The sequence below is a fragment of the Rhodococcus sp. IEGM 1406 genome (genome assembly GCF_030056745.1).
GTDB lineage: Bacteria > Actinomycetota > Actinomycetes > Mycobacteriales > Mycobacteriaceae > Rhodococcus_F > Rhodococcus_F erythropolis.
Genome location: NZ_JASHKO010000001.1, coordinates 709,806 through 735,866 on the forward strand (window position 1 = coordinate 709,806; position 26,061 = coordinate 735,866).

The 26,061-nt window shown below is 63.0% G+C and carries 29 protein-coding genes and 1 tRNA gene; 19 read left to right on the forward strand and 11 right to left on the reverse strand.

The annotated features are described in order from the left end of the window. Window positions 1-10 precede the first annotated feature (10 nt). Genes QM596_RS03420 through pcaH form a run of 5 tightly spaced genes read right to left on the reverse strand, consistent with a single transcriptional unit; the run spans window position 11 to window position 4,703 of the window. Entirely contained in the window at window positions 11-835 is an 825-nt protein-coding gene (locus QM596_RS03420) for an IclR family transcriptional regulator domain-containing protein (RefSeq protein WP_007730008.1), read from the reverse strand. Next, a complete protein-coding gene (pcaDC, locus tag QM596_RS03425) occupies window positions 832-2,013 on the reverse strand; it encodes a bifunctional 3-oxoadipate enol-lactonase/4-carboxymuconolactone decarboxylase PcaDC (protein ID WP_283308138.1) in 1,182 nt (393 codons plus the stop codon). Before pcaDC ends, QM596_RS03420 begins: the two co-directional genes overlap by 4 nt. Further along, window positions 2,010-3,338, reverse strand: coding sequence for a 3-carboxy-cis,cis-muconate cycloisomerase (gene pcaB / locus QM596_RS03430; RefSeq protein ID WP_097386805.1), 1,329 nt, complete (start codon window positions 3,336-3,338; stop codon window positions 2,010-2,012). The genes pcaDC and pcaB overlap by 4 nt, the downstream gene beginning before the upstream one ends. Window positions 3,339-3,349: 11 nt before the next feature. Next, entirely contained in the window at window positions 3,350-3,991 is a 642-nt protein-coding gene (gene pcaG, locus QM596_RS03435) for a protocatechuate 3,4-dioxygenase subunit alpha (protein WP_021331870.1), read from the reverse strand. Further along, window positions 3,984-4,703 (reverse strand): protocatechuate 3,4-dioxygenase subunit beta, encoded by a 720-nt coding sequence (gene pcaH / locus QM596_RS03440; protein WP_046379373.1) that lies wholly within the window; start codon window positions 4,701-4,703, stop codon window positions 3,984-3,986. Before pcaH ends, pcaG begins: the two co-directional genes overlap by 8 nt. A 171-nt stretch (window positions 4,704-4,874) precedes the next feature. On the opposite strand from pcaH, the gene QM596_RS03445 reads away from it, so the two are divergent. Both QM596_RS03445 and QM596_RS03450 read left to right on the forward strand, forming a co-directional pair. Further along, a complete protein-coding gene (locus tag QM596_RS03445) occupies window positions 4,875-5,621 on the forward strand; it encodes a CoA transferase subunit A (RefSeq protein ID WP_283308762.1) in 747 nt (248 codons plus the stop codon). Then, on the forward strand, window positions 5,618-6,265 hold the full coding sequence (locus tag QM596_RS03450) for a CoA transferase subunit B (protein ID WP_019745502.1): 648 nt from the start codon (window positions 5,618-5,620) through the stop codon (window positions 6,263-6,265). The genes QM596_RS03445 and QM596_RS03450 overlap by 4 nt, the downstream gene beginning before the upstream one ends. 63 nt (window positions 6,266-6,328) lie before the next feature. Here the strand turns inward: QM596_RS03450 and QM596_RS03455 are convergent, their stop codons facing one another. Beyond that, a complete protein-coding gene (locus QM596_RS03455) occupies window positions 6,329-7,207 on the reverse strand; it encodes an AraC family transcriptional regulator (protein ID WP_020970940.1) in 879 nt (292 codons plus the stop codon). Window positions 7,208-7,361: 154 nt separating this feature from the next. On the opposite strand from QM596_RS03455, the gene QM596_RS03460 reads away from it, so the two are divergent. The 4 genes from QM596_RS03460 (at window position 7,362) to QM596_RS03475 (ending at window position 11,460) form a co-directional block, all read left to right on the forward strand. Beyond that, complete coding sequence (locus tag QM596_RS03460; RefSeq protein WP_283308139.1) at window positions 7,362-7,934, forward strand: peroxidase-related enzyme; 573 nt, start codon at window positions 7,362-7,364, stop codon at window positions 7,932-7,934. A 133-nt stretch (window positions 7,935-8,067) separates the two neighbouring features. Beyond that, on the forward strand, window positions 8,068-9,762 hold the full coding sequence (locus tag QM596_RS03465; RefSeq protein WP_019745499.1) for a hypothetical protein: 1,695 nt from the start codon (window positions 8,068-8,070) through the stop codon (window positions 9,760-9,762). Next, the gene (locus QM596_RS03470; RefSeq protein WP_283308140.1) at window positions 9,734-10,351 is read left to right on the forward strand and encodes a sortase domain-containing protein; all 618 of its coding nucleotides are present in this window, start codon (window positions 9,734-9,736) and stop codon (window positions 10,349-10,351) included. Before QM596_RS03465 ends, QM596_RS03470 begins: the two co-directional genes overlap by 29 nt. Before the next feature lie 26 nt (window positions 10,352-10,377). Continuing rightward, window positions 10,378-11,460, forward strand: a complete 1,083-nt coding sequence (locus QM596_RS03475) for a M20/M25/M40 family metallo-hydrolase (RefSeq protein WP_019745497.1) — start codon at window positions 10,378-10,380, stop codon at window positions 11,458-11,460. On the opposite strand, the gene QM596_RS03480 is transcribed toward QM596_RS03475, so the two are convergent. Beyond that, window positions 11,421-12,446, reverse strand: coding sequence for a LacI family DNA-binding transcriptional regulator (locus QM596_RS03480; protein WP_283308141.1), 1,026 nt, complete (start codon window positions 12,444-12,446; stop codon window positions 11,421-11,423). The genes QM596_RS03475 and QM596_RS03480 overlap by 40 nt on opposite strands. 234 nt (window positions 12,447-12,680) lie before the next feature. On the opposite strand from QM596_RS03480, the gene QM596_RS03485 reads away from it, so the two are divergent. From QM596_RS03485 to QM596_RS03520, 8 genes are read left to right on the forward strand one after another with little or no spacing between them, the layout of a single operon-like run. Beyond that, window positions 12,681-13,523, forward strand: a complete 843-nt coding sequence (locus QM596_RS03485; RefSeq protein WP_283308142.1) for a BtpA/SgcQ family protein — start codon at window positions 12,681-12,683, stop codon at window positions 13,521-13,523. Window positions 13,524-13,525: 2 nt separating this feature from the next. Beyond that, entirely contained in the window at window positions 13,526-14,425 is a 900-nt protein-coding gene (locus tag QM596_RS03490; RefSeq protein ID WP_283308143.1) for a carbohydrate kinase family protein, read from the forward strand. Further along, window positions 14,422-15,429, forward strand: coding sequence for a substrate-binding domain-containing protein (locus tag QM596_RS03495; RefSeq protein ID WP_264613400.1), 1,008 nt, complete (start codon window positions 14,422-14,424; stop codon window positions 15,427-15,429). The genes QM596_RS03490 and QM596_RS03495 overlap by 4 nt, the downstream gene beginning before the upstream one ends. A gap of 2 nt (window positions 15,430-15,431) precedes the next feature. Then, window positions 15,432-16,202, forward strand: a complete 771-nt coding sequence (locus QM596_RS03500; RefSeq protein WP_003939830.1) for an ATP-binding cassette domain-containing protein — start codon at window positions 15,432-15,434, stop codon at window positions 16,200-16,202. Next, on the forward strand, window positions 16,199-17,242 hold the full coding sequence (locus QM596_RS03505; RefSeq protein WP_003939698.1) for an ABC transporter permease: 1,044 nt from the start codon (window positions 16,199-16,201) through the stop codon (window positions 17,240-17,242). The genes QM596_RS03500 and QM596_RS03505 overlap by 4 nt, the downstream gene beginning before the upstream one ends. Beyond that, complete coding sequence (locus tag QM596_RS03510; protein WP_283308144.1) at window positions 17,239-18,288, forward strand: phosphotriesterase family protein; 1,050 nt, start codon at window positions 17,239-17,241, stop codon at window positions 18,286-18,288. Before QM596_RS03505 ends, QM596_RS03510 begins: the two co-directional genes overlap by 4 nt. Beyond that, entirely contained in the window at window positions 18,281-19,033 is a 753-nt protein-coding gene (locus QM596_RS03515) for a glutamine amidotransferase (RefSeq protein ID WP_003939869.1), read from the forward strand. Before QM596_RS03510 ends, QM596_RS03515 begins: the two co-directional genes overlap by 8 nt. Next, window positions 19,030-19,656 (forward strand): TenA family protein, encoded by a 627-nt coding sequence (locus QM596_RS03520; protein WP_283308145.1) that lies wholly within the window; start codon window positions 19,030-19,032, stop codon window positions 19,654-19,656. Before QM596_RS03515 ends, QM596_RS03520 begins: the two co-directional genes overlap by 4 nt. Window positions 19,657-19,753: 97 nt before the next feature. On the opposite strand, the gene QM596_RS03525 is transcribed toward QM596_RS03520, so the two are convergent. Both QM596_RS03525 and QM596_RS03530 read right to left on the reverse strand, forming a co-directional pair. Then, window positions 19,754-19,827 (reverse strand) — tRNA-Met (locus QM596_RS03525). 53 nt (window positions 19,828-19,880) lie between these two features. Further along, window positions 19,881-20,591 carry a FadR/GntR family transcriptional regulator gene (locus QM596_RS03530; protein ID WP_195790814.1) on the reverse strand — a complete coding sequence of 237 codons (711 nt, stop codon included), beginning with the start codon at window positions 20,589-20,591 and terminating at the stop codon, window positions 19,881-19,883. A 98-nt stretch (window positions 20,592-20,689) separates the two neighbouring features. On the opposite strand from QM596_RS03530, the gene QM596_RS03535 reads away from it, so the two are divergent. From QM596_RS03535 to QM596_RS03550, 4 genes are read left to right on the forward strand one after another with little or no spacing between them, the layout of a single operon-like run. Next, window positions 20,690-21,439: a (Fe-S)-binding protein gene (locus QM596_RS03535; RefSeq protein ID WP_019745490.1), complete on the forward strand. Its 750-nt coding sequence runs from the start codon at window positions 20,690-20,692 to the stop codon at window positions 21,437-21,439. Beyond that, window positions 21,436-22,956, forward strand: a complete 1,521-nt coding sequence (locus QM596_RS03540) for a LutB/LldF family L-lactate oxidation iron-sulfur protein (protein ID WP_283308146.1) — start codon at window positions 21,436-21,438, stop codon at window positions 22,954-22,956. The genes QM596_RS03535 and QM596_RS03540 overlap by 4 nt, the downstream gene beginning before the upstream one ends. Beyond that, window positions 22,953-23,579, forward strand: a complete 627-nt coding sequence (locus QM596_RS03545) for a LutC/YkgG family protein (RefSeq protein WP_283308147.1) — start codon at window positions 22,953-22,955, stop codon at window positions 23,577-23,579. Before QM596_RS03540 ends, QM596_RS03545 begins: the two co-directional genes overlap by 4 nt. Before the next feature lie 58 nt (window positions 23,580-23,637). Beyond that, entirely contained in the window at window positions 23,638-24,453 is an 816-nt protein-coding gene (locus tag QM596_RS03550) for a mycofactocin-coupled SDR family oxidoreductase (protein ID WP_283308148.1), read from the forward strand. 6 nt (window positions 24,454-24,459) lie between these two features. On the opposite strand, the gene QM596_RS03555 is transcribed toward QM596_RS03550, so the two are convergent. Together QM596_RS03555 and QM596_RS03560 are read right to left on the reverse strand one after the other, a co-directional pair. Next, window positions 24,460-25,098, reverse strand: coding sequence for an LON peptidase substrate-binding domain-containing protein (locus tag QM596_RS03555; RefSeq protein ID WP_166809018.1), 639 nt, complete (start codon window positions 25,096-25,098; stop codon window positions 24,460-24,462). After that, window positions 25,098-25,574 (reverse strand): DUF309 domain-containing protein, encoded by a 477-nt coding sequence (locus QM596_RS03560; RefSeq protein ID WP_283308150.1) that lies wholly within the window; start codon window positions 25,572-25,574, stop codon window positions 25,098-25,100. Before QM596_RS03560 ends, QM596_RS03555 begins: the two co-directional genes overlap by 1 nt. A 140-nt stretch (window positions 25,575-25,714) precedes the next feature. Here QM596_RS03560 and QM596_RS03565 point away from each other — a divergent pair, with 140 nt between their 5' ends. Beyond that, the gene (locus tag QM596_RS03565; protein ID WP_124569155.1) at window positions 25,715-26,059 is read left to right on the forward strand and encodes a YciI family protein; all 345 of its coding nucleotides are present in this window, start codon (window positions 25,715-25,717) and stop codon (window positions 26,057-26,059) included. Window positions 26,060-26,061 lie beyond the last annotated feature (2 nt).

Consider the following 26,061-nt stretch of genomic DNA (forward strand, 5'->3'; position numbering starts at 1 on the left):
GTATGCCCGGTCAGCGAGTGGCTGCCGAGTGATTGTTGGACGACTGAGTACGTCCGAGATCGACGGAGATGGCGTCCGCGGTGGCGACTGCGGCCGGAACCAGTTCACCGCGAACAGCTTCGGCGCTGTAGCGGGCGGCTTGGGTGGAGATGTTGACAGCCGCGACCACATCACCGGTTGCGTCCCGGATGGGTGCGGCGAGCGAGCGCAGACCCTCTTCGAGTTCCTGATCGACAATCGCGAATCCGTCGGCGCGAATCTTCTCGAGTTCGGCACGCAGACCGTCGGCGGTGGAGATGGTCTTGCCGGTCAGGCGGGCGAAGGACACTCGGGCGAGGTAGGCGTCCAGGGCGTCGTCCGGCAAGCCGGCGAGCAGAACCCTACCCATGGATGTGGCGTACGCGGGAAAGCGCGTGCCGATGGTGATGGAAACCGTCATGATGCGGCTGACCGGAACACGGGCCACGTACACGACGTCGTCACCGTCGAGGATCGACACGGACGTGGATTCACGGACCTTGGCGGACAAGGCTTCCAGATGCGGCCCGGCGATCTCGGGAAGGGACAGACTGGAGAGGTAGCTGTAGCCGAGTTCGAGGACACGGGGCGTCAACCAGAACACCGAACCGTCAGTACGTACGTATTCGAGTTCGACGAGTGTGAGCAGGAAGCGGCGAGCAGTCGCACGCGTGAGATCGGTGTGCCTGGCAACCTCGCTGAGGGTGCGACGCGGGTGCTCACCGTCGAAAGCCTTGATGACGGACAGCCCACGGGCCAGCGACTGCACGTAGTCCGGTGACGGTCCCGGCGCTTGCTCGCTGCTGTTCTCACTCATGTTGTCTCGTTCTCCTCAGGTTCGGCCGAGAGGTCCGCGAGTGCTTGCTTTCCCAGCGCAAAAGCCAAGTTGCTGTTCGGCACACCCGCATAGACCGCGGTATGGAGAAATACTTCCACGAGTTCGTCGGGATCGATCCCGGCACGCAGCGCAGCGCGAATATGCATGTCGAGTTCGTGTTCGTTGCCGACGGCAGTGAGGATCGCGAGAGTGAGGAGCCTGCGGGTGTGGTGATCGAGGCCGGGGCGTGACCAGATGTCGCCCCACGCCGTACGAGTGATGAAGTCCTGGAACGGGGCCGTGAACTCGGTGGCACCGGCGATGGAACGGTCGACGTGGGCATCGCCGAGCACCTGACGTCGTACGGTCATACCTGCCCCTACCGCGGCGCTACGTTGGGCGAGCGCAGATGTGTGCGAGGCAATATGCGTTGCAAGCAGTTTGGTGACGCACCCGGCCTGTTCGACGTTGGCGAGGTGTGCGCCGGGATCGACCACGTGCAGTACCGCATCGGCGATACCGTCGGCGATCGCGCTCAACGTCGCCGGAGGTGTCGACGGATCCTGCTCGCCTGCGACGAGGAGCGTCGGAGCGACGATGCGGGCCAGGTCGGCGCGGCCGTCCCACATCGAAAGCGCCTCGCAGCAGGCGGCATAACCCTCGTCGGGTGTGGCTTCGACCATCGCGACGTGGCGGGCGACAAGTTCCGGATCGTTTTCGGCCAGTCCCGGCGTGAACCAGCGTCCGACGACGGCGGCCGCGATGGATGCGATGCCGTCCGCACGGACAGCCTGCGCACGATCGATCCACGGCTGAGCCGGGGCGAACTGCGAGGACGTGCACATCAACGTCAACGTCTCGACGCGAGTGGGGTGGTGCGCGGCGATCCACTGGCTGACAGCGCCGCCGAGGGAGAGCCCAACGAGATGTACGGACTCGAGTTCGAGCGAATCGAGGAGAGCGATGACATCGCCGGCAAGATCGGCAATGGAGTAGGGGCCCGCAGGCACCGGTGACTTGCCGTGGCCGCGATGGTCGACGGCGATGACGCGGTAGCGATTCGACAGCGCGTGAATCTGCGGCTGCCACATGGACAGATCGGATCCGAGTGAACCCAGGAGAACCACTGCCGGGGCATCGGGATTGCCGGTCTGTTGAAAGTTGAGCGCGACGCTCATCGAGATCCTCCTGTGGGGCGTTCGGCGAGGGCGCGGTCGACCAGATCGGTGGCGTGGCCCAGATAGTGTGCGGGGTCGAGTAGTTCGGCGATCTCGGTTTCGCTCAGGTGCTCTGCGATGGCGGGATCACGATCCAACCTGGTTCCGGAAGTGGCTGCCGCGGTGACGATGTCGCGCGCTCGGTCAGTGTGCGCGGACAGGGCCTTGGTGACACGCTCGGCGAGAATCAGGCCACCGGTGATGTCGAGATTGCGAGCCATCGACTCGGTGTGTACTTGCAGGCCTGTGAGGCTCACGGAAAGCTGGTGCGCTGCTCCGCCAGCCAGACGCAGGAGATCGGTGACGGTTTCCCACTCGGCGTGCCAGGGGCCTGCGGCGCGAGCGAATTCGTGATCCATGTTCGACAGGGCTGTGGCCACCAGTGCGGGAGTGCGTCGCGCTGCCGCGCGGGCGGTGATCGAGGCAACCGGATTCTGCTTGTGGGGCATGGCCGATGAGCCGCCCGGAGCGCTCTCGGCGACCTCGGACAGTTCGGTGGACGCCATGACGGTGATGTCGGTGGCGGGCTTGGAAACGGCGCCGGCGACGATACCGAGTGTGGTCGCGAGTTCTGCGATGGTCACGCGGTCGGTGTGCCAGGGAGTGACCTGCCTGGCCAGACCGAGTTCGTCGGCCAGCGCGTCCGCGATCCTGAGCCCGTCGGGATACAACGCAGCGAGTGTTCCTGCGGCTCCGCCGAATTGAACCGGCAACGTGGACAGCACGATTTCGAGACGAATCGCTGCGGCGTCGAGTGCGGTGAACCAACTCGATGCCAGTAGCCCGAAGGTGGTCGGAAGTGCTTGTTGTCCCAGGGTTCTCGCGACCATCGGAGTAGAGCGATGGATGCGGGCGAGGTGGGCGGCGGAATCGGCGGCGCGGGTCAGGTCGGCGAGAACCACCGCGCCCGCGCGTCGCGTCAACAGCATCAGCGCACAGTCCATGATGTCCTGACTGGTGGCGCCCGGGTGCACCACGGAGGCAGGCACACCTTCCTGTCCCACCCTTTCGCGCAGCATCTTCACCAGCGGAATGACGGGATTTCCGCCGGCGGCCGACGCGCGGCCGAGCGCCACGATGTCCAGGCCGCCAGGTTGTGAGAGTTCAGCTGCGGCGGTCGCCACCGCGGCGCAATGTTCCCCGTCGGCCAACCCGACGGTGGCCATCGCACAACTCAGTGCGGCCTCCACGTCGAGCAACGCGGTGACCCACGCCTGGTCGGACAGGTGCTCCGATACTCGGGTGGCCCCGAACACCGGGTCGAACAGTGCGCCGCGAGTGGGCATGTGTACTCCTCTTACAACTCGAAGAAGGGCGTCTCGACGCCGTTCGCGTCCTCGTCCTGAACATAGACCGTCCAGGAGTACCCACCGTCGACCTTGGTTGCAACCAACTTCGCGCGTTCGGTTTCGCTCAGTGAGGACAGCACCGGATCTGTTGCGTGTGCGTCGGTGTCCTCGGGGAAGTACAAGCGGGTGACCAGGCGGTCGAGCATGCCGCGAGCGAAGACCGACACGTTGACGTGCGGCGCCTCGTCCGCATCCGTTTCAGTGGGCTGCGCTCCGGGCTTGACGGTGTGGACCAGTGCGGTGCCGGTGGAATCTGCTGCGCTGCGGGCGAATCCGCGAAAACCCGCCGGAGTGAGGTCCACTGCGCCGCGGGGATCGTCCGGATGGTTGAAGCGCCCGAGCGTATCGGCTTGCCATGTTTCGATCATCGCGTCGGCGACGGGTGTGCGGGCGCCGTCGATCACCGTGATGGCCAGCGTGATTCGTCCGGGGGTGTCGGTCGGGGCAGCGTCGGGGCCGTCCGTCCAGGGGAGGCCGATGTGCCAGTACGGTCCGACGGTCTGAGAGGGCGTGACCCCGAAGGGGGCGGTGGTGAAGTCGCCGGGGACGACCGGATAAGTGGGTGCGGGCTTCGCGGTGCGATCAGTCATCGTGGTCTTCCTCGTTTTCGAATACGGAGGCATTACGGCCGCGCAGGACGATGTCGAAGCGGAACCCGAGAGCCCAGTTGGGGACTGTGGCGTCGTAGTCGAAGACGCTGACCATGCGGTGACGGGCTTCTTCGGGCACTGAGTTGTAGATCGGGTCCTGGAAGAACATCGGATCTTCGGGGAAGTACATCTGCGTCACGAGGCGCTGCGTGAATGCCGTGCCGAACAGCGAGAAATGGATGTGGGCCGGTCGCCAGGCGTTGTCGTGGTTCATCCACGGGTAGGCGCCCGGCTTGATCGTGGTGAAGCTGTAGTGGCCGTTCGCGTCGGTCACGCAGCGACCGAGCCCGTTGAAGAACGGGTCCAGCGGCGCGGGCCAGTTGTCGCCGGTGTGGCGGTAGCGTCCACCGGCGTTGGCCTGCCACACCTCGAGCAGTGTGTGGGGGACCGGCTTTCCGTCGCCGTCGAGTACACGGCCGTGAACGACGATGCGCTGTCCCTGTGCTTCGCCGCCGTTGGCAATGGTCAGGTCGTTTTCGCCGGCGCCGACGCGATCTTCGCCGAATACCGGCCCAGTGAGCTCCGTGAGGCGCTGGGGGAGCAGCTTGAGCGGTTGCTTCGGGTGGCGAAGGGAAGTGGTCTTGTAGTCCGCGAAATCGGCCGGGGCGTTGACGCCAGTCGGCCGCTGGTACCTCGGCGGTAGATGCAGCATAGGGAACCTCGTCGTTCGGTTACGTGAAGTTGTTCGCAATGTGTACATGTGTTGCGCTCTGCGAACAGAATAGTTCGTAGATGTGACCCAGGCAATGCCGGGGGCGAAAAATGTTCGTGATGCGCACGGGGGTTCACAATACGTACGCACCGCGCTACTGTGATCGACATGATGGACAAAGTCATTCCCACTGCTGCCGAGGCCGTCGCCGACGTGCCGGACGGCGTCACGATCGCTGTCGGAGGTTTCGGGCTCGTCGGAGTGCCGGAAATCCTCATCGATGCGCTCCTAGAGCAGGGCGCGACATCACTCGAAACGGTGAGTAACAACTGCGGCACCGACGGGTTCGGGCTCGGAGTGCTTCTGGAGAAGGGGCGTATCCGTCGTACTATCAGCTCGTACGTCGGCTCCAACAAGGAGTTCGCGCGTCAGTACCTTTCCGGTGAGCTGGAAGTCGAACTCACGCCGCAGGGCACGCTCGCCGAGCGCATGCGCGCCGGGGGCGCGGGCATCCCCGCGTTCTTCACCCCGGCCGGCGTCGGCACCCAGGTCGCCGACGGCGGCCTGCCACTGCGCTACGACGGCAACGGCGGCATCGCAGTTGCCAGTCCGCCCAAGGAAACTCGTGACTTCGACGGCGTCACCTATGTGATGGAGCGCGGCATCGTCGCCGACTATGCACTGGTCCATGCCTGGAAAGGTGACCGGCACGGCAACCTCGTCTACCGCGCGAGTACCCAGAACTTCAATCCGGCTGCAGCAACGTCGGGGCGCATCACCATTGCGCAGGTCGAGCACCTCGTCGAGCCGGGTGAGCTCGACCCTGCCGAGATCCACACGCCGGGCATTCACGTTCAGCGTGTTGTCCACGTCGGCCCCGTGACGGTCGGCATCGAGAATCGGACGGTACGAGCATGACTTCTGTACTACCCACCAAACTCACCCGCGAAGAGATGGCGGCCCGCGTCGCGCGCGAACTCGAGGACGGGCAGTACGTGAACCTCGGCATCGGTATGCCGACGCTGGTTCCGAACTACCTCCCGACCGACATCACCGTTGTATTGCATTCGGAGAATGGCGTTCTGGGCGTGGGGCCGTACCCGACCGAGGACGAACTCGATCCCGAGCTGATCAATGCGGGCAAGGAGACCATCACCGTTCTCCCCGGTGCGTCGTTCTTCGACTCCTCAGCGTCGTTCGGCATGATCCGCGGCGGCCAGGTCGACGTTGCCGTGCTCGGTGCCATGCAGGTCAGTGCCACCGGAGACCTCGCGAACTGGATGATCCCCGGCCACATGGTCAAAGGCATGGGCGGCGCGATGGATCTGGTCCACGGCGCAAAGCGCGTCATCGTGATGATGGAGCACGTCTCGAAGAAGGGTGAGCACAAGATCGTCGAGGAGTGCTCGCTTCCACTGACCGGTAAGGGCTGCGTCCAGCGAATCATCACCGATATGGCCGTGATCGACGTGACTGACGACGGTCTCCGCCTGGTGGAGACGGCGCCGGGCATCAGCGTCGACGACGTGGTTGCCGCTACCGGAGCGAAACTGATTCTTTGACAGTCTGTTTCATCTGATGGCTCAGCCGCCGGGTCGTGACTTCCATCCGACCCGGCGGCTGTTTTACGCCCCGACGTCGTTCAGCTCGCTCTCGACCGGAATCCAGAGCTCGAACCGCGCGACGGTGAAATCGTCGTTGTATTCGGTACGCATGATCTCGGGACCAGGTACGGAGCGAAAAGGGTTGGCCGGGAACCATTCCGTGTAGATATCTCGCCACAAGTACTGCACAGATTCGATTGCCGACCCGTCGGCGGTGAACACGGCCCACGTGTGTGCGTCGACCGTCAGCACATCGAAACCCGTGGGTGAAGGTTTGCCGGTGACCACTCCCAGGTAGTAATCCAGTTCTGTACCTTCGGTTCTGGGATGCGCCAAATTGTCGACGACACTGACGATTCCCGCCGGTTCCTGATCGGACAGCTCGCGCAACCCGCGCAACGCAACCTTGTCGACGGAGCGGGTGAAATCTTCGATCGAAGAATTGGGACCTTCGTGTACCAGTGGAACCCGGGTCTTGAACCCGACTACCGTCAGGGCAGGTTTGTCCACAAGCATGTAGTCCATCGGTGTGGCTCCTTCCAACGTCACGTGAATGACAAGTTTCGGTTGTGATTTGAGAACGGCGGGAGCGCGTTTGACCGTGCCGGGGCTCACGCCGTGAAATGCGGTGAACGCTCGTGTGAAGGCTTCCGCGGACGAGTAGCCGTACTTCACGGCGGTCTCCAACACGCCTGATCTGCTGACGGACAACTCGGCACCGGCCAGGGTGAGTCGACGTCGACGGATGTATTCGGATACGGGAATGCCGGCCAGGGCCGAGAACATCCTCCGAAAGTGATACTCCGAGGTGGTTGCCAGCCTTGCCATCTCGGCTGTGTCGATCTCGCCGCTCAGATTGCTTTCGATGTAGTCGAGCGCGCGGTTCAGTCCGTCGATCATCGTGTCTTCCTGTTCACGGGTTTCACGCTACGCAGATCACTTGGGTCGTACCCGACTATCCGTGCCCGAAAAAGTAGGGCAGGAAATGCATCTGGACAACTCAGTTAATCATCATTATCTTGAATCGAACATCGATGGTTGACCAGGAGGCACAGTGAGCACCCGTTTTCCGCAGGCTGAATTGACCGAGGTGCCCGAGGACATCGCCGCCAGGATTCTCGAGATCCAGGAGAAGTCAGGGTTCGTGCCCAACGTCTTCCTGATGTTCGCTCGGCGGCCAGCCGAGTTCCGGGCATTCTTCGCATACCACGACGCGATCATGCTCAAGGAAGATTCCGCACTCACCAAGGGCGATCGAGAAATGATCGTCACCACGATCTCTGCGGCCAACAAATGTACGTACTGCGTTGTCGCGCACGGCGCGATTCTGCGTATCTACGAGAAGAAGCCGCTGGTTGCCGACCAGGTTGCGGTCAACTATCGCACCGCAGTGATCTCCGATCGTCAGCGCGCGATGCTCGACTTCGCCACCAAGGTGAACTCCGCCTCGCACGAAATCGCCGACGTCGACTTCGACACCCTCCGTGTGCACGGCTTCGGCGACGAGGACGCGTGGGACATCGCCGCGATCACTGCATTCTTCGGGCTGAGCAATCGCATGGCGAGCTTCTCCGGCATGCTGCCCAATCCGGAGTTCTACCTGATGGGGCGCGTTCCGCGGTCCTGATTCCTGCGTCCCGAACATAAGCTTTCAATTTTTCGGACCGACCGGTCGTAACGTCTGGAACTCAGCGGACGAAGTAAAGGCTGTCCACGCCGGAATTGCCGTCTTCGTAAAGAAGGCCGAAAGGTTGAGCGCTATGTCGGAGAAGTCCATCGCCCATTCTCGGAGGGTCCGCTCTGCGGCCGCCGGTGCCGTACTAGCTCTCGGATTGGCGGTGGGCGGCACAGGAATTGCATCGGCAGAGCCCGAAACCGTGTGTACTCCGAGTACCGATCCGCTGGTGACCTGCGCCGAGGAAGAGGCAGCTGCCACCACCGACGCCGACGCGGCGACGAGCACCGAGACCACACCCGAGAAGGTTGAAGCCGGGGTCGCGGGCGCGGGCAGTGCCGAAACCGCAGGTACGGACGCCGCAGCACTGGCGGAAGCCGAAGCAAAAGCCAAAGCAGCAGCCGACGCGGCAGCGAAGGCCGCCGAAGCAGCCGCGACGGCAGGGGTCGACTCGTCCGCAGCGACAGACACTTCGGTGAAGGCGACCGAGGCAATGACTCAGGCGAGCGTCGAGGCAACCAAGGCGGCGGTCGAATCGACCCAGGCCAAGGCGGAGGCAGGGGCCGCGGAACAGTCTGCCAAGGAAGCCGAAGAGGCAGCCAAGGTTGCGGAGTCCGCTGCAGCCGATGCGAAAGAGGTAGCAAAAACAGCTCAGGCAGAAGCAGACGCGGCCGCAGCCAAGGCTGCTGAACTCGAGGAAGCTGCGAAGGCCGCCGGTTCGGGGCCCAAGACCGAAGAGGCAGCAAAGGCGCGCGCCGAGGCTAATGCTCTGCAAGCCAAAGCCGATGAGGCGAAGGCTGCCGCGGATGCAAACGCCAAGCTGGTTGCGGACAAGAACAAGGAAGCCGAGGAAGCCTTCAAGAACTGGGACATCGCGAAGGCGATCGCCGCAAAGGCCCAGGCGATAGCGGCCGCATGGAACGCCAAGCAGCTCGCGATCACCGTCAAGGAAACTCAGAAAGTGGCCACCGCCGCCGAAACCACGGCCAAGGCAGCCGAGTCCGCGGCCGCAACCGAGGTAGAAGCTGCCACTGCCGCCCGTAAGGCCGCAGATGAAGCGGCAGCTACCGCGGCTTCCGCACGAAAGGACGCCGACGCTGCGCAGAAGGCCGCGGAGACGGCCCAGGCCGAAGCCGATGCTGCGGGCGAGGCTGCCACCGACAAGCGAGCCATTGCCGACGAAAAGGCTGCCGAAGCCGCCAAGAAGGCCGAAGCTGCCGAAGCGGCGAGCAAGAAGGCGCAGGATCTCTACCTAGCCGCCGAAGACGCGAAGGCCGCAGCCGACGCCGCAGCAGCAAAGGCCAAGGAAGCTCAGGCCGCTGCAGCCGCCGCAAAGGCCGAAGCGGATGCAGCGCAGAAGATCGTCGACGAGCTCAAGGCAAAGGGCGAGAAGGAGATCGACAACGGAACAGGCGTCGGCGGTGAAGTGATCATCGGTGAGCACACCGACGACGGCTCCGGGGTCACGAAGGTCGACGAGACCACCGCTGTAGTGAACAAGACCGGCGTCAAGCTGGTCGGCTACTACAACAACAAGGGCGCCTTCGACGTCGTCGACTACTACGTCACCGACGCCGACGGCGATCCGGCACTTGCAGGAAGCCTGCCCCCCGTCGAACTTGCTCTCGGTGACACTGCAAGCAGCACCAGCGGTAGCAGCAGTTCCAACCTGCCGGCTGTACTGATCGGCGTCGGAGTCGTGGGCGCTGCCGCCGCAGCAGCTACGACGGTGGTTGTTCGTCGCAAGCGTCATGACGGCCCGGGCAACACGTCTGCGTAGCGCCGGCCTCTCGGCGGTAGCGATCCTCGCCCTCCTCGCATCCGGATGTTCGGGCGAGAACGAAGGATCGCTACCCGACCGCTCGCCGGTGCAGTCGCATATCGCGGCTGCACCGGCTTCGGTGACCGTCGATCCGGCAGAACCCGAGCGGATCGAGTTGAGGTCTGCGTCCGGGGTTACGTACCTGAGCAGTCCGTTGCACTCGGAGAAACTGATGCGCGGCGGCGAGAGTGGGCAGCAACTGAATCCCGTCGACGAACTGCCGGTGTGGTGGGGCGAGAGCGGAATGCCGGGAACGGAGACCACACAGACCGTTGTTGTCGTCGGGCACAACTACACCACTCGCGAAGCACCGTTCCGGGCGCTCCGGGTAGTGGAGCCGGGCGATCGAATTCTCCTGGCTACACCGAACGGCACACTCGAGTACGACGTCGAAACAGTCGGGCCGCTGCACAAAGGTTCGCTGCTGGGCACTCACGAGTTGCGCGAATCGGTTCCGGGACGGTTGCTCCTCGCCAATTGTGATGTCGTCGAAGGAGAGTCGACCGACGACAATTACGTCGTCATCGCCCAGCTGGCAGCGCACTGAATCCGTGGCAGTGCAAGAATAGGTACATGGATTCCCTCGGACTTCTCTCGGAACTGGTAGCTCTCGACACGGTCTCGGGGGAGGCCGCTCCTCAACGGCGGGCGATGGATTCGATTGTCTCGTTGGTTCTCTCACGTGCGCCACAGGCGAAGGTCGAGTCAGACCTGACCGGCAATCATCCCTGGGCCTTGATCACCAACGAAGCTGCACCCTCGGCAGCCAGACTATTGTTCGCCTGCCACGTGGACACGGTGCCAGTGGGAACTGTCTCCGACTGGGAGTTCGACCCGTACGCCGCACAGGTCGACGGCGAATTGTTCCTCGGCAGAGGGACATCGGATATGAAGGCCGGCCTTGTTGCCGCTACTGCCGCGGTTGTCGACGCTTTCGAACGTGGAGTTCCGGTCGCACTACTGCTGACGAGCGACGAGGAAATCGGATCGCTCGGGGCTGCTCGTTCGGCCGACGCCGTGGCGAATCTCGAGGTCGGGGCTGTCATCGTTCCCGAGGCGACCGGTAATCGCATCAACCTGGGGCACCGCGGTGCACTGTGGCTCGAAGTGTCCGTCAAAGGAAAAGCCGCGCACGGGAGTACGCCGCAGCGAGGAACTAACGCTGTCCTCAAACTGCTTGACGTCGTCGATCGCGCTCGGCGTGAGCTTCCGCTGTCGTCCGACGCGTTTCTGGGCGCCGAAACCTGGAACCTCGGTTTGGTCGGCGGCGGTTCGGCTCCGAACATCGTGCCGGACAATGCACGTGCGGTGATCGATCACCGCACGGTGGGAGACGGCGCAGACCTGCTTGCATGGTGGCGCGCCCAACCGGAAGTCGACTCGGTGGAGACGTCGATTCACCTGGGAGGTGTGCGTACCGACGCGTCGGATCCGTGGTTGGCTACCTTGCCGATCCCTGTTGCAACCGAACCGGTTTCGTACTTCACCGACGCTTCGGTGCTGGCAGCGGCCGCCCCCGGCGCTCCCGTCGTGATCTGGGGCCCTGGCACTCCCTCGTTGATGCATGCGGCCAACGAAAGCGTCAAGGTGTCCGAACTGGACGATGCGATCGCTGCCTACGGTGCCGTGGCTGCTGCTTGGCCGACGGTGGACTGACGGACAATCAGTTCAGGAGCAAGCGCAATGTGGGCTGTCGACTCGGAAGAGTTGTTCATCGCCTGATCCAGAAGTCGCACAGCTTCTTCCGCGATTCTCTCCTGCGGCTGTCCGACGGTGGTCAACGGCGGATTGCACAGTTCGGAGAAGGGGATGTTGTCGAAACCGGTGACCAGAACGTCGCCGGGGACGTCGATGCCCAATGCGTGGCAGGTCTGCAGCACACCGAGCGCGATCAGGTCGTCGGCGCAGACCAAGGCGTCGGGGCGAGTCTTGCCGGTCAGGATGGTGTTGGACGCCGTGCGTCCCCATTCGATCGAATACTCGCCGAGTTGTGTCCACTCGTAACGAGTTTCGATTCCCATTCGATCCGCATGGCGGAAGAATCCGGCCCGGCGAAGTTCGGTCGACGAATTGGTCAGCTCGGAACTGATGAAGGCAGCCGATCGCGCGCCGCGCTCGGACAGATGCTCCATCACGAGTGATTGAGCGGCGTCGTCGTCGACACCGACCCAGTCCGTCTGGGTATCCATTGCAAACCGGTCCAGTTGAACGACCGGAAGCGTTGCTGCGCTGGCTCGTACTGCTTCGGCACTCAATTCGCCGTGGCACGGGCTGATGATGATTCCGTCCACCTGCCGCGAGACGAGCGACTTGAGCCGCTGCGCTTCCACGTCGGGATCGGAACGAGAATCGCACAGGAACAGTTGTAGGCCGCGCTGAGCCAGGACGTGTTCGACGTTGACCACCAGCGAAGTGAAGAAGGGATTCGCGATACTGGGAACCACCATGCCGACAGTGTCCGTCCGATTACGACGCAGTGAGCTGGCGATGATGTTTCCCGAGTATCCGAGAGAATCCGCGGCTCGTTTGATCGTCGCTGCAAGCTCGTCCGAGACAGGGCGGGATCCGGACAGTGCCCGCGACACGGTGGCAGTCGAGACCCCGGCCAGTTCCGCGACATCGCGAATGGTCGCCTTGCGCATGCGTCCCCCGTTTTCTGCTCGATTCGGGTCCGAGGTTATCGAACCGCACGGTCCAGTGTCTCGCATGTAACGCGATTGAGGCAATCGTTTACAAATTCGAATTGTGAAATCCTTGACACAACCCGGTGTTGATCGCATAACCTGCTAATTCATCAAGGCAATCGATTACATCGTGTGCAGATCTTGTGCATGGACATACAGCGCAAATCTTGCGCATGGAATGGGGTAGCTGAAGTGACCGCATCACCGCTCGGAGTCTTTCCGCCCAAGCCCTCGGCGTTGGCAGAGATGTTCACCGGCACGCCTTCTCTCATCGGGGCCATCCACCTCCCTGCTCTGCCGGGCAGCCCGCACTACACCGGGCAGCCGGTTTCGGAAATTGCTCGCTTCGCTGTGGAGGAAGCGCACGCGTACGTCGACAACGGTTTCGACGGTGTGATCGTCGAAAATCACTGGGACATACCGTTCCTCAAGCCCGGCGAACACGGATATGAAACCGCCGCCAGCATGGGAGTCATCACGGCAGCGGTGGTCGGTGAGTTCGGCAAGGCCGTCGGCGTCAGCATCCTGTCCAACGCCGGCGAGTGCGGAGTGGCCGCGGCGTGGGCGGCAGGCGCGAGTTTTGTGCGCGTCAATCAGTGGGCAAATGCCTACATCGCCAATGAGGGCTTCATCGAGGGTCAGGCGGCCAAGACGACGCGCTTCCGTCATCGCATCGGCGCCGACCCGGTCCGGATCTTTGCTGACGTGCACGTCAAGCATGGCGCGCATGCCATTGTTGCGGACCGCACCGTCGCAGAACAGACCGAAGACGCCGAGTTCTTCGACGCAGATGTCCTGATCGCGACCGGTTCGCGCACCGGTGACGCCGCTTCGGTCGACGAGGTTTCCGTGATCCGAGACAACACCGTTCTTCCTGTGATCATCGGATCCGGCATCACGGCTGCCAATGTGGCAGCGCTGATGAAGGAATGCGACGGCGCCATAGTTGCATCCTCGGTGAAGGACAATGGACGCTGGTGGGGACGGGTCGCAGGCGAGAAGGTCCGCGATCTGTCCCGGGCCGCAGGAAAGTAACCATGATTGTCTTTTGTGGATACGCCAACAACGATGTGACGGTACATGTTCCACATGTACCGGTGCTCGGAGAGCGCGTGCAGGCAACGGCCATCAGTCAGATCGACGGTGGAATGAATGCAAATGCTGCGGTATCCGCAGCCCGAATGGGCGCGCAGGTGATCTTTGCCGGTGCCGTGGGCCCGGATGCGCGGTCCACCGAGTTTCTCGAAGCCCTCGAGACTGACGGCGTCGACACCAGTTGGTCGCCGCGAGATGCGTTCCTGTCGACGGCAGTTGTACTCATCGCGCAGGACGGCGATCGCTCCATCATCAGTCAAGACGACCCGAACGATGCCGAACGCATCGGAGTTGTCATCACCCGATTGGCTGCTGCCGGTGGTGGACGGCTATTCCTCGACGGATACCGTGCGAGCTTCCTGCCAGAGGGATTGCCGGGAAGCGTAAGTCTGGTAATCGATCTGGACGGTTGTGAAAACAAAGCCGCGGCACTGCGCGCATTCGCGCTCGCTGACCACGTCGTCGTAGGGCGTGCCCTGTGGGAAGGCGAGTTCGGGATCGGTTTCGAGCAGTGGCAGGCACTGGCCGCCGAGCACAACACACACCTGCTGGTGACCGACGGCTCGCGAGGTTGGACACTGGCCACACCGGGCGGCGAGGTGACGAGCGAACCGGCAGTAGTGGTCGACGTCGTTGATGCCGTCGGGGCCGGTGATTGCTTCGGCGGTACGTACATCGCTTTTGTCGACGCCGGGCGCTCACCGGTGGACGCTGCACGACTCGCGGGAGCCTCGGCTGCCTTGGCTTGCGCCACTGCCGGACCCCGCGGATGCCCCACCCGAGATGAATTGGACAGCTTCACAGCAACATTGACCCCTCACACCCTTTTGGAGACTCGATGATGAAACGTGCATTGCCTCTGGCGCTGGGAGCTGCAGTCGCGCTCACGCTCACCGCTTGTGACTCGGCTTCGTCGAGTGACTCGAAGGACGCATCGGGTGGCTCGTCCATCCCGCAGCCGACCCGAGTCGCCGAAAGCTGTGACGGGACGAACGGCAAGCTCAAGGTCGGTCTGGTGACCATCAACCTTCAGGCGCTGTACTTCAACCAGATCAACAATGCCGCCAAGAACGTCGCGGACTTGGCAGGTGTCGACCTGCAGATCATCAGTGGCAACGACGATTCCGTGGCGCAGGCCAACGCCTTCGACAATCTGATCGCCGCCGGAGTCGACGCGATCATCGTCGATGCAATCGACACGGACGGAATCAAGCCGTCGGTGGTCAAGGCCAAGAACGCGGGCATCCCCGTCGTCGCGGTCGACGCGACCATCGACGATCCAGCGCTGTCGACTCAGGTCGGTACGGCCAATGCCGAGGGCGGTGCCAAGATCGGAAACACCTTGGCCGACGTCGCGAACAACACCGGAACGGTCGGTATCGTCGGCGCGCTCAACAGCACTGTCCAGTTGGAGCGGCAGAAGGGCTTCACGGAGACCGTGACCGGCCGCGGAATGACCGTCGGCACCGTCGTGGACGGACGTAACATTCAGGAGAACGCACAGACCGCAGCGGAGAACCTGCTGACCGGCGGCGGCGACATGAAGTACGTCTACGCAACCGGTGAGCCGGCGTTGATCGGACTCGTTGCGGCGGTCAACAGTCAGAAGGCGCAGGATCGCATCGAAGCAGTCGGTTGGGATCTTTCGGATCAGGCGGTAGGCGGACTCAAAGCCGGTTGGCTTAAAGGCGTGGTCCAGCAGAACACCTTCGAATTCGGCCACGAGGCAATGAATTCGGCAATCGACCTGGCTTGTGGTCGCGGCGCTCCGGCGAACATCCCCGTCCCCACCCAGATCGTGACCCCGGAGAACGTAGCCGACTACATGTACTACTTGGAGAAGTAATCATGGCACCTCCACTGATCGAACTCTCGGGCATCACCAAGTCGTACGGACCGGTGAAGTCCCTTCAAGGAGTTGACCTTCGGCTGGCGAAGGGTGAAGTACTCGGAGTTGTCGGCGACAACGGCGCCGGCAAGTCCACCCTGATGAAGATCCTCGCGGGCGCCGTCCAGCACGACGGCGGCGAAATGCGCGTCAACGGTGAACCAGTGCGCTTCTCGACGCCGCTCGACGCGCAGCAGAAGAAGATCGGCATCGTCTACCAGGACCTGGCGCTGTGCGACACGCTCGATGTCGCGAGCAACCTGTTCCTCGGCAGAGAACCGCGAAAAGGTCCATTTCTCGACCGGCATGCCATGCACGAGAAGGCGGCTCACATTCTCGCCGACCTTCATGTCAAGGTGAAGTCGACCTACCAGGAGATCGGGCAACTGTCCGGCGGGCAGCGGCAAACCGTCGCGATCGCCCGCGCAGTCTCCTTCCGGCCAGACGTACTGATCCTCGACGAGCCCACCGCAGCGCTTGCCGTCGCCGAGGTCGAGTCGGTGCTCAAGCTGATCACGGACGTCGCAGCGGCCGGAGTGGGCGTCATTCTCGTGACACACCGCCTGCAGGACCTGTTCCGCGTATGTGACCGAATCACGGTCATGTACGAGGGACAGAGTGTCGACGATGTTCCGATCGGCGACCTGAACATCGAGTCCCTCGTCGGACTCATCACTCGAACTCCGGTGCCGCAACGGACATCGGCAGCAACACAGGGAGCCACGGCATGACCACTCTCGAGAAGACCCAGGCGCCGATCGAGCGCAAGCTCGCCGCGAAACCCTCCTTGTGGGACAGCGTCAACAAGCCCACCCTCGCGATGCTGGCGGTGACAGTTGCTGTCGCAGCCGTCTTCTCGGCGACCACGTCGTCGTTCCTGACATTCACGAACCTGTCGAACCTGGCAACCCAGATCGCTCCGGTTCTGATCATCGCGGTGGCGATGACTTTCGTGATCACGGCAGGTCAGATCGACCTGTCCGTCGGTGCGATCGTCGCGTTCGTCGCGGCGATGAGTGCCGAGCTTATCCAGGCCGGCGTCGATTCGTCCCTGGTCTTCGTCGCCGCCCCGGTGATGGGTGCGGCCTGGGGCCTGGTCAACGGATGGCTCGCTGCCTATCAGGGCATTCCGCCGTTCATCGTGACTCTGGCGACGATGTCCGTCATTCGCGGTATCGCGCTGTATCGGACCGAAGGATTCTCCGTTCCGGTTCCGGCCGACACTTACTTCGCGAAGCTCGGAACTGCTGAGTTCCTCGGGTTCTCCGCCAGCGCCTGGATTGCTCTCGTCGTCGTGGTCATCGGAGCAATTGCGCTCAACCGCATGCGCTTCGGGCGCTACGTCACCGGTATCGGATCCAACGTCGAATCCGTGCGACGGTCCGGCGTCAACACGCGTCGTGTGCTCATGATGACGCTCGTCTTCACCGGCTTGGCTGCCGGTATCGCGGGACTGCTGATCGCGGCTCGACTGGGCTCGGGTTCGGCCAACTCCGCAACGGGATTCGAGCTCACGGTGATCACCGCGGTGGTTCTCGGTGGTACCAACCTCTTCGGCGGTCGCGGCACCGTGATCGGTACCGTCATCGGCGCCGTCCTGACCGGAATCATCGCCAACGGATTGACCCTGCTCGGCGTGAGCCCATTCCTGACGCCGATCATCACCGGTGTCGTTCTGCTACTGGCCATCTGGATCAACATGCGGGGACACACCCTGAGCGCGCTGTGGCGACACCTGCAGTCCGCACCCTCGGGGCCTGCACGCTCATGAGCAAGGTTCGTACTGTCACGGGAACTGTGGACAGCTCGGAACTCGGACTGGTTCTCCCACACGAACATCTGCACAACGATGTCACCGGTGCGTACACCGAGGCCTCGGATCCGGTTGTGGCACAGCGGTTGGCCGGTCCGGTACGCGCCGAGGATGCCTGGCTTCTTCACGACAATCCGTACTACAGTCTCGACAATTGTCGAGTCGACGACGCAGCGGCCGTGGTGGGAGACCTTGCGGACTTCGCCCGCCTCGGTGGTCGGACGATCGTTGATCTGACACCGCCGGGACTGGGCCGGGCACCGGAGAAGTTGGCGGAGTTCTCGCGAAAGTCAGATGTGCGAGTGATCATGGGTTCAGGGTGGTACCTCGAGACGACCCATCCGGTCGAGGTGCACGAACTCGGTGTCGACGATCTGGCCGGTTCGCTCGTCGAGGAGTTCGATCCAGCAAAGGAATTGGCTCCTGGCGTGATCGGGGAGATCGGAGTCTCTCCGCTCTTCACTCAGAACGAGGCGAAAGCGTTGAGGGCGGCATGCATCGCCCAGCGCGAGGTGGACGTGCCCCTGTTCGTCCACCTTCCGGGATGGCAGCGCGTCGGACATCACGTCGTCGACATCGTGGTCGACGAGATGGGCGTCGATCCGCAAGCAGTGGTCCTGTGCCACATGGACCCGTCCGGACACGACGCCGACTACCAACGATCGCTCGCCGACCGCGGTGTCTTTCTCGAGTTCGACATGATCGGGATGCCTTTCGATTTCCCCGGCGAGGGTCTTTCGCCGCATCCGGCGGAAACAGCCAATGCGGTAGCCGGATTGGTCACCTCCGGTCACGCATCACAGCTCCTGCTCAGTCACGACCTCTTCCTCAAATCAATGCTCAGAAAGCACGGCGGAAACGGATTCTCCTACGTACCACTCGCCTTCGCCGCCCGGTTGGTGCGCGCAGGCGTAGATCCCCAGCAAGTGTCCGCACTGATGCGAGACAACCCGAGGTCGCTCTTCGAGCAGGCCGCGAAAGGAAACAGAAGCAGTCATGGGTAAACGAGTACTGATCGCCGGCGAGAGCTGGATGACGACGTCGACGCACGTCAAGGGCGTCGACGAGTTCAGTGTCCATTCCTACGTCGAGGGAGTCGGTCCGCTTCGGGATGCGCTCACCTCACGTGGCCACGACGTGACACACATGCCCGCACACCTGGTGCCGACGCAGTTCCCCGGTACCGCAGAAGCGTTGTCCCAGTTCGACGTCGTCGTTCTCTCCGACATCGGAGCGAACTCGCTGCAGTTGGCTCCCGGTGTCTTCGACCAGTTCCGCGCCGGGGAGGATCGCCTTGTCGCGCTTCGTGACTGGGTGAACGCCGGCGGCTCACTGATGATGATCGGTGGCTACCTCTCGTTCTCCGGGTTCCAGGCGCGAGCAGCTTTCCGCCAGACCGCGATCGCCGAGGTACTACCCGTGACGATGCTGGCCGAAGACGATCGCGTCGAGACACCGGCCGGGATCGTTCCCACCGTCGTCGATGCTGCTCACCCGGCTCTCGGTGGTGCCGGCGATTCCTGGCCGGCGCTCCTGGGATACAACCGCGTCGTCGCGAAGGACGGTGCCGTGGTTCCCGCCACCATCAACGGCGATCCGCTTGTCGCTGCCGGTGAATACGGCGCCGGACGGTCGATCGTCTTCACCTCGGACTGCTCGCCGCACTGGGCTCCGCCGGAGTTCTGTGAGCAGTGGCCCGGATACACCGACCTGTTCGACGGCTTGATCAGTTGGGTCGCCGGCGAATGAGTCGCTCCTCAGACCTGCTCGCGCGGCAGCAGAGTAATCTCGCTGCCGCGCGGGCGGTTCCATTCATCGAGGACACCATCGGCGGGACGTTGAGTGATGAGGGATTCCGCCGGTACCTCGTGATCGAAGAGGCATTCGTACTGACGGCCGTCAAGGTGTTGGGGTTGGTGGTCGCCGAATCCCCGACGCTCGACGACGCGCTCGACCACGTGACGTCGATGTCGAACCTGGTGGGCGAACAGCGCGAGTATTTCGCGCAGTTGCGTTCCCGCTTCCCGTACGCGGGGGACGCAGCGGCTCTGGTCGAGGAGTCGTCTGTGCTGTCGACGCATGCCTTGACCCTCTCTGGCGAAGAGGGCAGGGCGGCGGCCCTGGTGGGCATGTACGCCGCGGAAACCCTGTATCTGTCGTGGTGCCGGGAGGCGGCGGCAGTGAACGTACAGCGCGAACCAGCGTTGCAGGACTGGGTAGACATGCATGTCGCTCCGCCGTTCGTGTCTCAGGTGGCGGTGCTGGCGTGCGAGGTGGACGCCATGCCCGAGTCCGTCACCGACGAGGACCTGGATCGGTGGTTCTCCGGCATGCTGGCCGCGGAGATCGATTTTCACAACGTGGCGGTGTGAGCTACTGCTGTGCGCCTTTATTAACCCCCGGCGGTTAATAAAGGCGCACAGCAAAAGGCCCGTAGGTCGCTTTCGCAACCTACGGGCCTCTTCTTTGTAGCGGGGACAGGATTTGAACCTGCGACCTCTGGGTTATGAGCCCAGCGAGCTACCGAGCTGCTCCACCCCGCGTCGGTGTGAAACCAACAGTACACGACTTCTGGGGGTGAAATTACCACCCCCTGTCACCGGCTGGAGTGAGCGCTTTCCGAGTAGTAACCGCGGATGTGTCCGACTATGCGCTGACGTGCGAGTTCGCCGTCACCCGCGTTGACCGCATCGACCAATCCTCGGTGTTCGTGACGCAGTCGCATGCAGGTGCTCGGCCAGCTGTCGATCTGCACGCCCGCGAGAACGTAGGCCTCGATGGACTCTCGTAGGCCGGTCATCATGGCTGCGATCACCTGATTGCCCGCCGCGTCGGCGAGCGCTACGTGGAATTGCGCGTCGAGTAGTAGGAATTCCTCGGCGGAGAGATCTACGTCATCCATCGAGTCGAGCAGTTCGACGGCTGCGTTGAGGTCAGGTGTCGGGGTCCGTGATGCCAGGGACTGCATCACCTCGGATTCGAGAACGAGTCGTGTCTTCACCACATCCGAGACCGGAAATCCTTGTGCTGCAACCTGCATCCGCATAAGCATGGTCATGCCGCCGGTCGGTTTGGCCACGATCATCGCGCCGGACGTCGGGCCGGAGCCAGTCTGCGCCTTGAGGAGGCCGAGTGCTTCCATGACCCGCAACGCTTCTCGGACCGATGACCGTCCGACGCCCAACTCTGCTGCCAGAATTCTCTCTCCCGGCAGGCGCTGGCCAGGAGACACCTCGCCTGAAACGAGCCGACGTTCGAGGTGGCTCAGTACTTGTTCCCACGCTCGCGGGCTCGGCTCGGTCGGCATGAGGCAAGAGCATAACCGGGTGGACGCCGTTTACGGGGTGGCCTGTCCAGGGATGTATTACTGTGGTCAGACCACACCGACAGATTGCGGGGAACCACATGCGAGTAGCGCTGTTCGCCACCTGCATCGGGGACACGATGTTTCCCGACGCCGTCAAGGCCACCGCCCTCCTGCTCACCCGTCTCGGGCACGACGTCGTGTTTCCGTCCGGGCAGACCTGCTGTGGGCAGATGCACGTCAACACCGGCTACCAGCCGGGCGCGCTGCCACTGGTCGCGAACTACGCCGATACTTTCGGTGATGCGTCGATCGACGCCGTTGTCGCACCATCGGGATCGTGCGTCGGTTCGATCCGTCATCAACACGAGATCGTTGCCGAGCGCTACGGCACCGCGTCGCTGTGTGGGCAGGTGCAGACAGTGAAGGCAAAGACGTACGAGCTTTCGGAATTCCTCGTGGACGTTCTCGGTGTCACCGATGTGGGCGCGTACTTCCCGCACCGGGTCACCTATCACCCGACCTGTCACTCACTGCGCATGTTGAGAGTGGGAGACAAACCACTTCAGTTGCTGCGCAACGTCCGCGACATCGATCTGGTCGAACTCCCGGAAGCAGATTCCTGCTGCGGCTTCGGCGGCACGTTTGCCATCAAGAACGCCGAGACGTCGACGGCCATGTTGGCTGACAAGATTCGCCATGTGGCCGACACCGGCGCAGAGTTCTGCAGCGCCGGAGATTCGTCCTGTCTCATGCACATCGGCGGTGGGATGTCACGACTGCAGATGGGCGCCAAGACCATTCACCTCGCGGAGATTCTGGCATCGGTGGAAAGCCGGGTGCACGCATGAGCGCTGTGACGCTGGGTCTGCCCAGCTTTCCGCCGAGGTCACCCGAAGGTGCAGGGTTCCTGCGAGGTACTGAGAAGTTCCCTGTCGCAGCACATCACGAGCTGGCCAACGCGCAACTGCGACGCAATATCGGCAAGGCAACGCATACCATCCGTGCCAAGCGCATCAACGTAACTGGAGAGCTCCCCGATTGGGAGGAGCTGCGGGATGCGGGTTCGGCGATCAAGGCCGACGTCATGGCGCGGTTGCCGGAACTGCTCGAACAGTTCGAAGCTGCAGTAATCGCTCGCGGTGGGCAGGTGCATTGGGCAGCGGATGCCAACGAGGCCAACGCCATTGTGACCGAGCTTGTCAAAGCCACCGGCTCCGACGAGGTCATCAAGGTCAAGTCGATGGCAACGCAGGAGATCGGTCTCAACGAGCATCTCGAAACCAAGGGAATCACCGCCTACGAGACCGATCTCGCGGAATTGATCGTCCAGCTCGGCCACGACAAACCGTCGCACATCCTGGTTCCTGCGATCCATCGCAACAGGTCAGAGATTCGCGAGATATTCCTGCGTGAGATGCCAGATGTCGATCCGAACCTCGGGGAGAACCCGGCCGAACTTGCCGCAGCTGCACGAAAGTTTCTGCGCCACAAGTTCATGACGACGCCCGTCGCCGTCTCCGGCGCCAATTTCGGCATCGCGGACACGGGCACTCTGACCGTCGTGGAGTCGGAGGGCAACGGGCGAATGTGCCTGACGCTGCCGAAAACACTGATCACCGTCATGGGCATCGAGAAGATTCTGCCGACCTATCAGGATCTGGAGGTCTTCCTTCAACTGTTGCCGCGGTCGTCGACGGGGGAGCGAATGAACCCGTACACCTCCCTGTGGACCGGCGTCACGCCCGACGACGGTCCACAGGAATTTCACCTGGTCCTCCTCGACAACGGCCGGACCGCCTCGCTTGCCGACAAGATCGGGAGGGAAGCCCTGAGCTGCATACGGTGCTCGGCGTGCCTGAACGTGTGCCCTGTCTACGAGCGCACCGGTGGCCACGCCTACGGATCCACCTATCCGGGACCGATCGGCGCGGTACTGACTCCGCAGCTCGCGGGCATGCATGGCAAAGACGATCCGAATTCGACTCTTCCTTTTGCCTCGAGTCTGTGCGGTGCGTGCTTCGACGCCTGCCCGGTCAAGATCGACATCCCGTCGCTGCTGGTCGAATTGCGGCACCAGAAGGTCGAGCAATCCGGTGTCACGGCAGAGTCTTTGGCGATGAAAGCCGCATCTCTGGCGATGTCGACCGAGGGCAGGTGGACGCTGGCTCAGAAAGCTGCCGGGCTCGGACGCGTCGTGGCCGGCAAGAAGGGGAAGATCTCCACTTTGCCACCTCCACTGAACGGTTGGACAGCTGCCAGAGACATTCCCGCACCGCCCAAGCAGACCTTCCGAACCTGGTGGGACTCCGACGAAGGCCGCGCGGCATTGGACGAGGCTCGTCGCGACGGGAAGGCAGACAGATGAATTCACGCGAGTTGGTACTCGGACGCATTCGTGATGCCATCACCTTGGCGCCCGCCCGTGAGAGCGAGATACCGCGAAACTACCGGACTGGCAGAACCATGTCCGACGGGGAACTCATCGATTTGTTCGTCGACCGTTTGGTGGACTACAAGGCGCACGTTCACCATTGCGCTGCAACAGAAATCGCCGAGGTCGTCACATCGATACTGACGGCACAGGGGCTACGCACATTGGGAATCCCCGCCGGCCTCGACCGATCGTGGGTAGCCGGATTCGACGGAACGCTGGTGGTGGACAGCCCTGACGTACCGGCTCCTGAACTCGAGAACCTCGACGCCGTTGTCACCGGCTCGAAGGTATCGTGCGCCGAAACCGGCACCATCTTCCTCGACGCCGGTCCATCGCAGGGCCGCCGTGCGTTGACGCTGGTACCGGACACACACATCTGCGTCGTGTATCGCAGCAGTGTGGAAGTGGGAGTGCCGGAGGCGATTGCGAAGTTGACGCCGGAGCGCCCCACCACCATGATCAGCGGCCCGTCGGCGACCTCCGACATCGAACTCGAACGCGTCGAAGGTGTCCATGGTCCGAGGAATCTTCACGTCGTCATCGTGGAGGACTGATTCCCGTCGAGCGGGAACTCGGAGGCAGCGGGCTACATCAGCGTCTAACGTCCCGGCCATGACACAACTGTTGGCAGGCAAGGTCGTTTTCATCACCGGTGCAGCGCGGGGTCAGGGACGCAATCACGCGATCCGACTCGCGCAGGAAGGTGCAGACGTCATCGCTGTCGACGTGTGCGCGTCGGTGTCCGAAGACGTGGGTTACGCGGCCGCGACTGAAGCCGACCTCGAAGAAACGGCTCGTCTCGTACGAGCGGAGGGGCGCGAGATCGTCACCGCCGTAGCGGACGTCCGTGACCTCGAGGCGCTGCGGGCGGCGGTGGCGTCGGGCGTCGACAGGTTCGGTCGCCTCGACGTCGTGATCGCCAATGCGGGCATCGCAACGTGGAACCGTTTCTGGGAGATGCCGGAAGAGCAGTGGTCGACGCTGGTGGACATCAATCTCAATGGTGTCTGGCGCACGATGGCAGCCGCAGTTCCTGCAATGATCGAAGCCGGCAACGGCGGTTCCATCGTGATTGTGAGCAGTGCCGCCGGCGTGGCCGAAGCGCCCGGCTGCGCGCACTACTCGGCGGCCAAGCACGGCCTCGTTGGTTTGGCACGCACCGCGGCAACGGAATTGGGCGGCTTAGACATTCGAGTCAACAGCATCCACCCTGGCGCGGTGGAGACCGAGATGGGCAACGATCCCAACGTCGGTAAGGTACTCACCGCTCATCCGGAGTACATGAACTCGTACAAGTGGCCGCTCACGTCCGTCCCGCGCACCACCGTCGAGGACATCTCCAACGCCGTGGTCTATCTCGCGACAGATCTCTCAAGAGCGGTCACCGGGACGAAGATCGTCATCGACATGGGCCAGACGATGGCGTAGTCGCGCTCAGAGCAGATTGAACTGCGCTACCTCGATGGTGTTCTCGACTGCCTCCGAGAGTGTGCGGATACGTTCGTCGGCGCCTGGCGCGGTCAGTACAGCCAGGCGATCGGCATCACCCATCGGAATACTTCGTGCCAGGGCGTACAGCCGAGAACCCAACGGATCCAAGGGATCAGGTGGGACGGGCATTCGCGGGGTCTGTTCGCCGGCTCGTAGTGCGAGCTTTCCCAACATGCCGTACATGAACTCGATGCGCTCGAGCAAAGAGTCGTATTCGTAAGCGGTGACGGGTGTTCCGTTGTTCTCGTCCGGCCACAGTTCGACCTCGGCAAGCGGGTAGGGATCGTCCGGCAGCCAGCGATTGACCCGGATGCGATCCTCGGTCCGGCAGTACAGCTGATACCGTCCGGCACCCATGGCGACATGAGACTCGATCCGAGCCAGAGTGCCGACGTCGTGACGTGATTCGCCGCCGCCGACCTCGTGGCCACGGGCGATGAGCACTACCCCGAACAGTGGGCCGTCGGCAGCTTCGAGAACGTTCTCGACCAGTGCGCGGTACCGAGGCTCGAAGATGTTCAGCGGCAACACCTCGCCCGGTAGCAATGCGGAGCCGAGCGGAAACATGGGGAAGATGGGCATCAGGGGATTCTCAACCTCGGAATCGGAGGGGCGGGGAAATCGCCGGGGCGATCGATTTCGGCGAGCAGGTGTTCGGACCACGTCAGAAGACCGGGGATGTCGAGGTCGTGCGGGCTTTCCACTTCGTAGTGCCTGATGCGGTCGTGACCCTGGCCGAGGAGTGAGACGGCGCCGGTGTTGTTGCCCCGAAGCAGATGGGTGAGCCCGACGGCCAGCTGAGCCAGTCCCTGCCACAGGTCACGTTCCTCGGGCGGCGCGCTTTTCCACGTTCCTTCGAGAATCTCGTGTGCGTGAAAAGGCATGCCGTGGTCGAGGAGGCGCTGAGCCTCGGTGATGGACTCGTCTGGTGGCAGGCGTACATCGTCCGGAATGCGCGGAACGCCGCCCGGCGCGTCGCGTGGCAGTGGACGGCCGAGTCCGTCGCGGGGCCGCGAATTGAGGGGTTTCCCAGCGGCGTCCCGGTCGCGTTCGGTCATACACTCAGCCTAACGGCAGCACCTCGGACGAACCCGCCAAAAGTTTTTTCGAGTCGCCTGTCGATTCCGGGGAGAACCGTTCGTCGTCATGTTGTAAGGCAAGAAAGCCGGAAGAGAAACAACAGACCAAGGAGTCAGTCATGAAGTACATGTTGCTCATCTACACCGCGCCCGGCGGAGACAACGAACCCCAGTGCACGTTCGAGGACTGGCAGCAATACGACAAGGAAATGAAGGATGCCGGTATCTGGGTGTCCGGCGATGCCCTCGCCGACCTGACGACTACGACAACGGTTCGAGTCTCGCAGTCCGGAGAAAAGACCGTCACCGACGGACCCTTCGCAGAAACACGTGAGATCCTCGGCGGCTACGACGTCATCGACGTTCCCGATCTGGATGCGGCGCTGGCCTGGGCCGCGCGGTGCCCCGGCGCGCGCGACGGTGGCAGCGTCGAGGTGCGTCCGCTGGCCGGGTTCGGGGACTGATT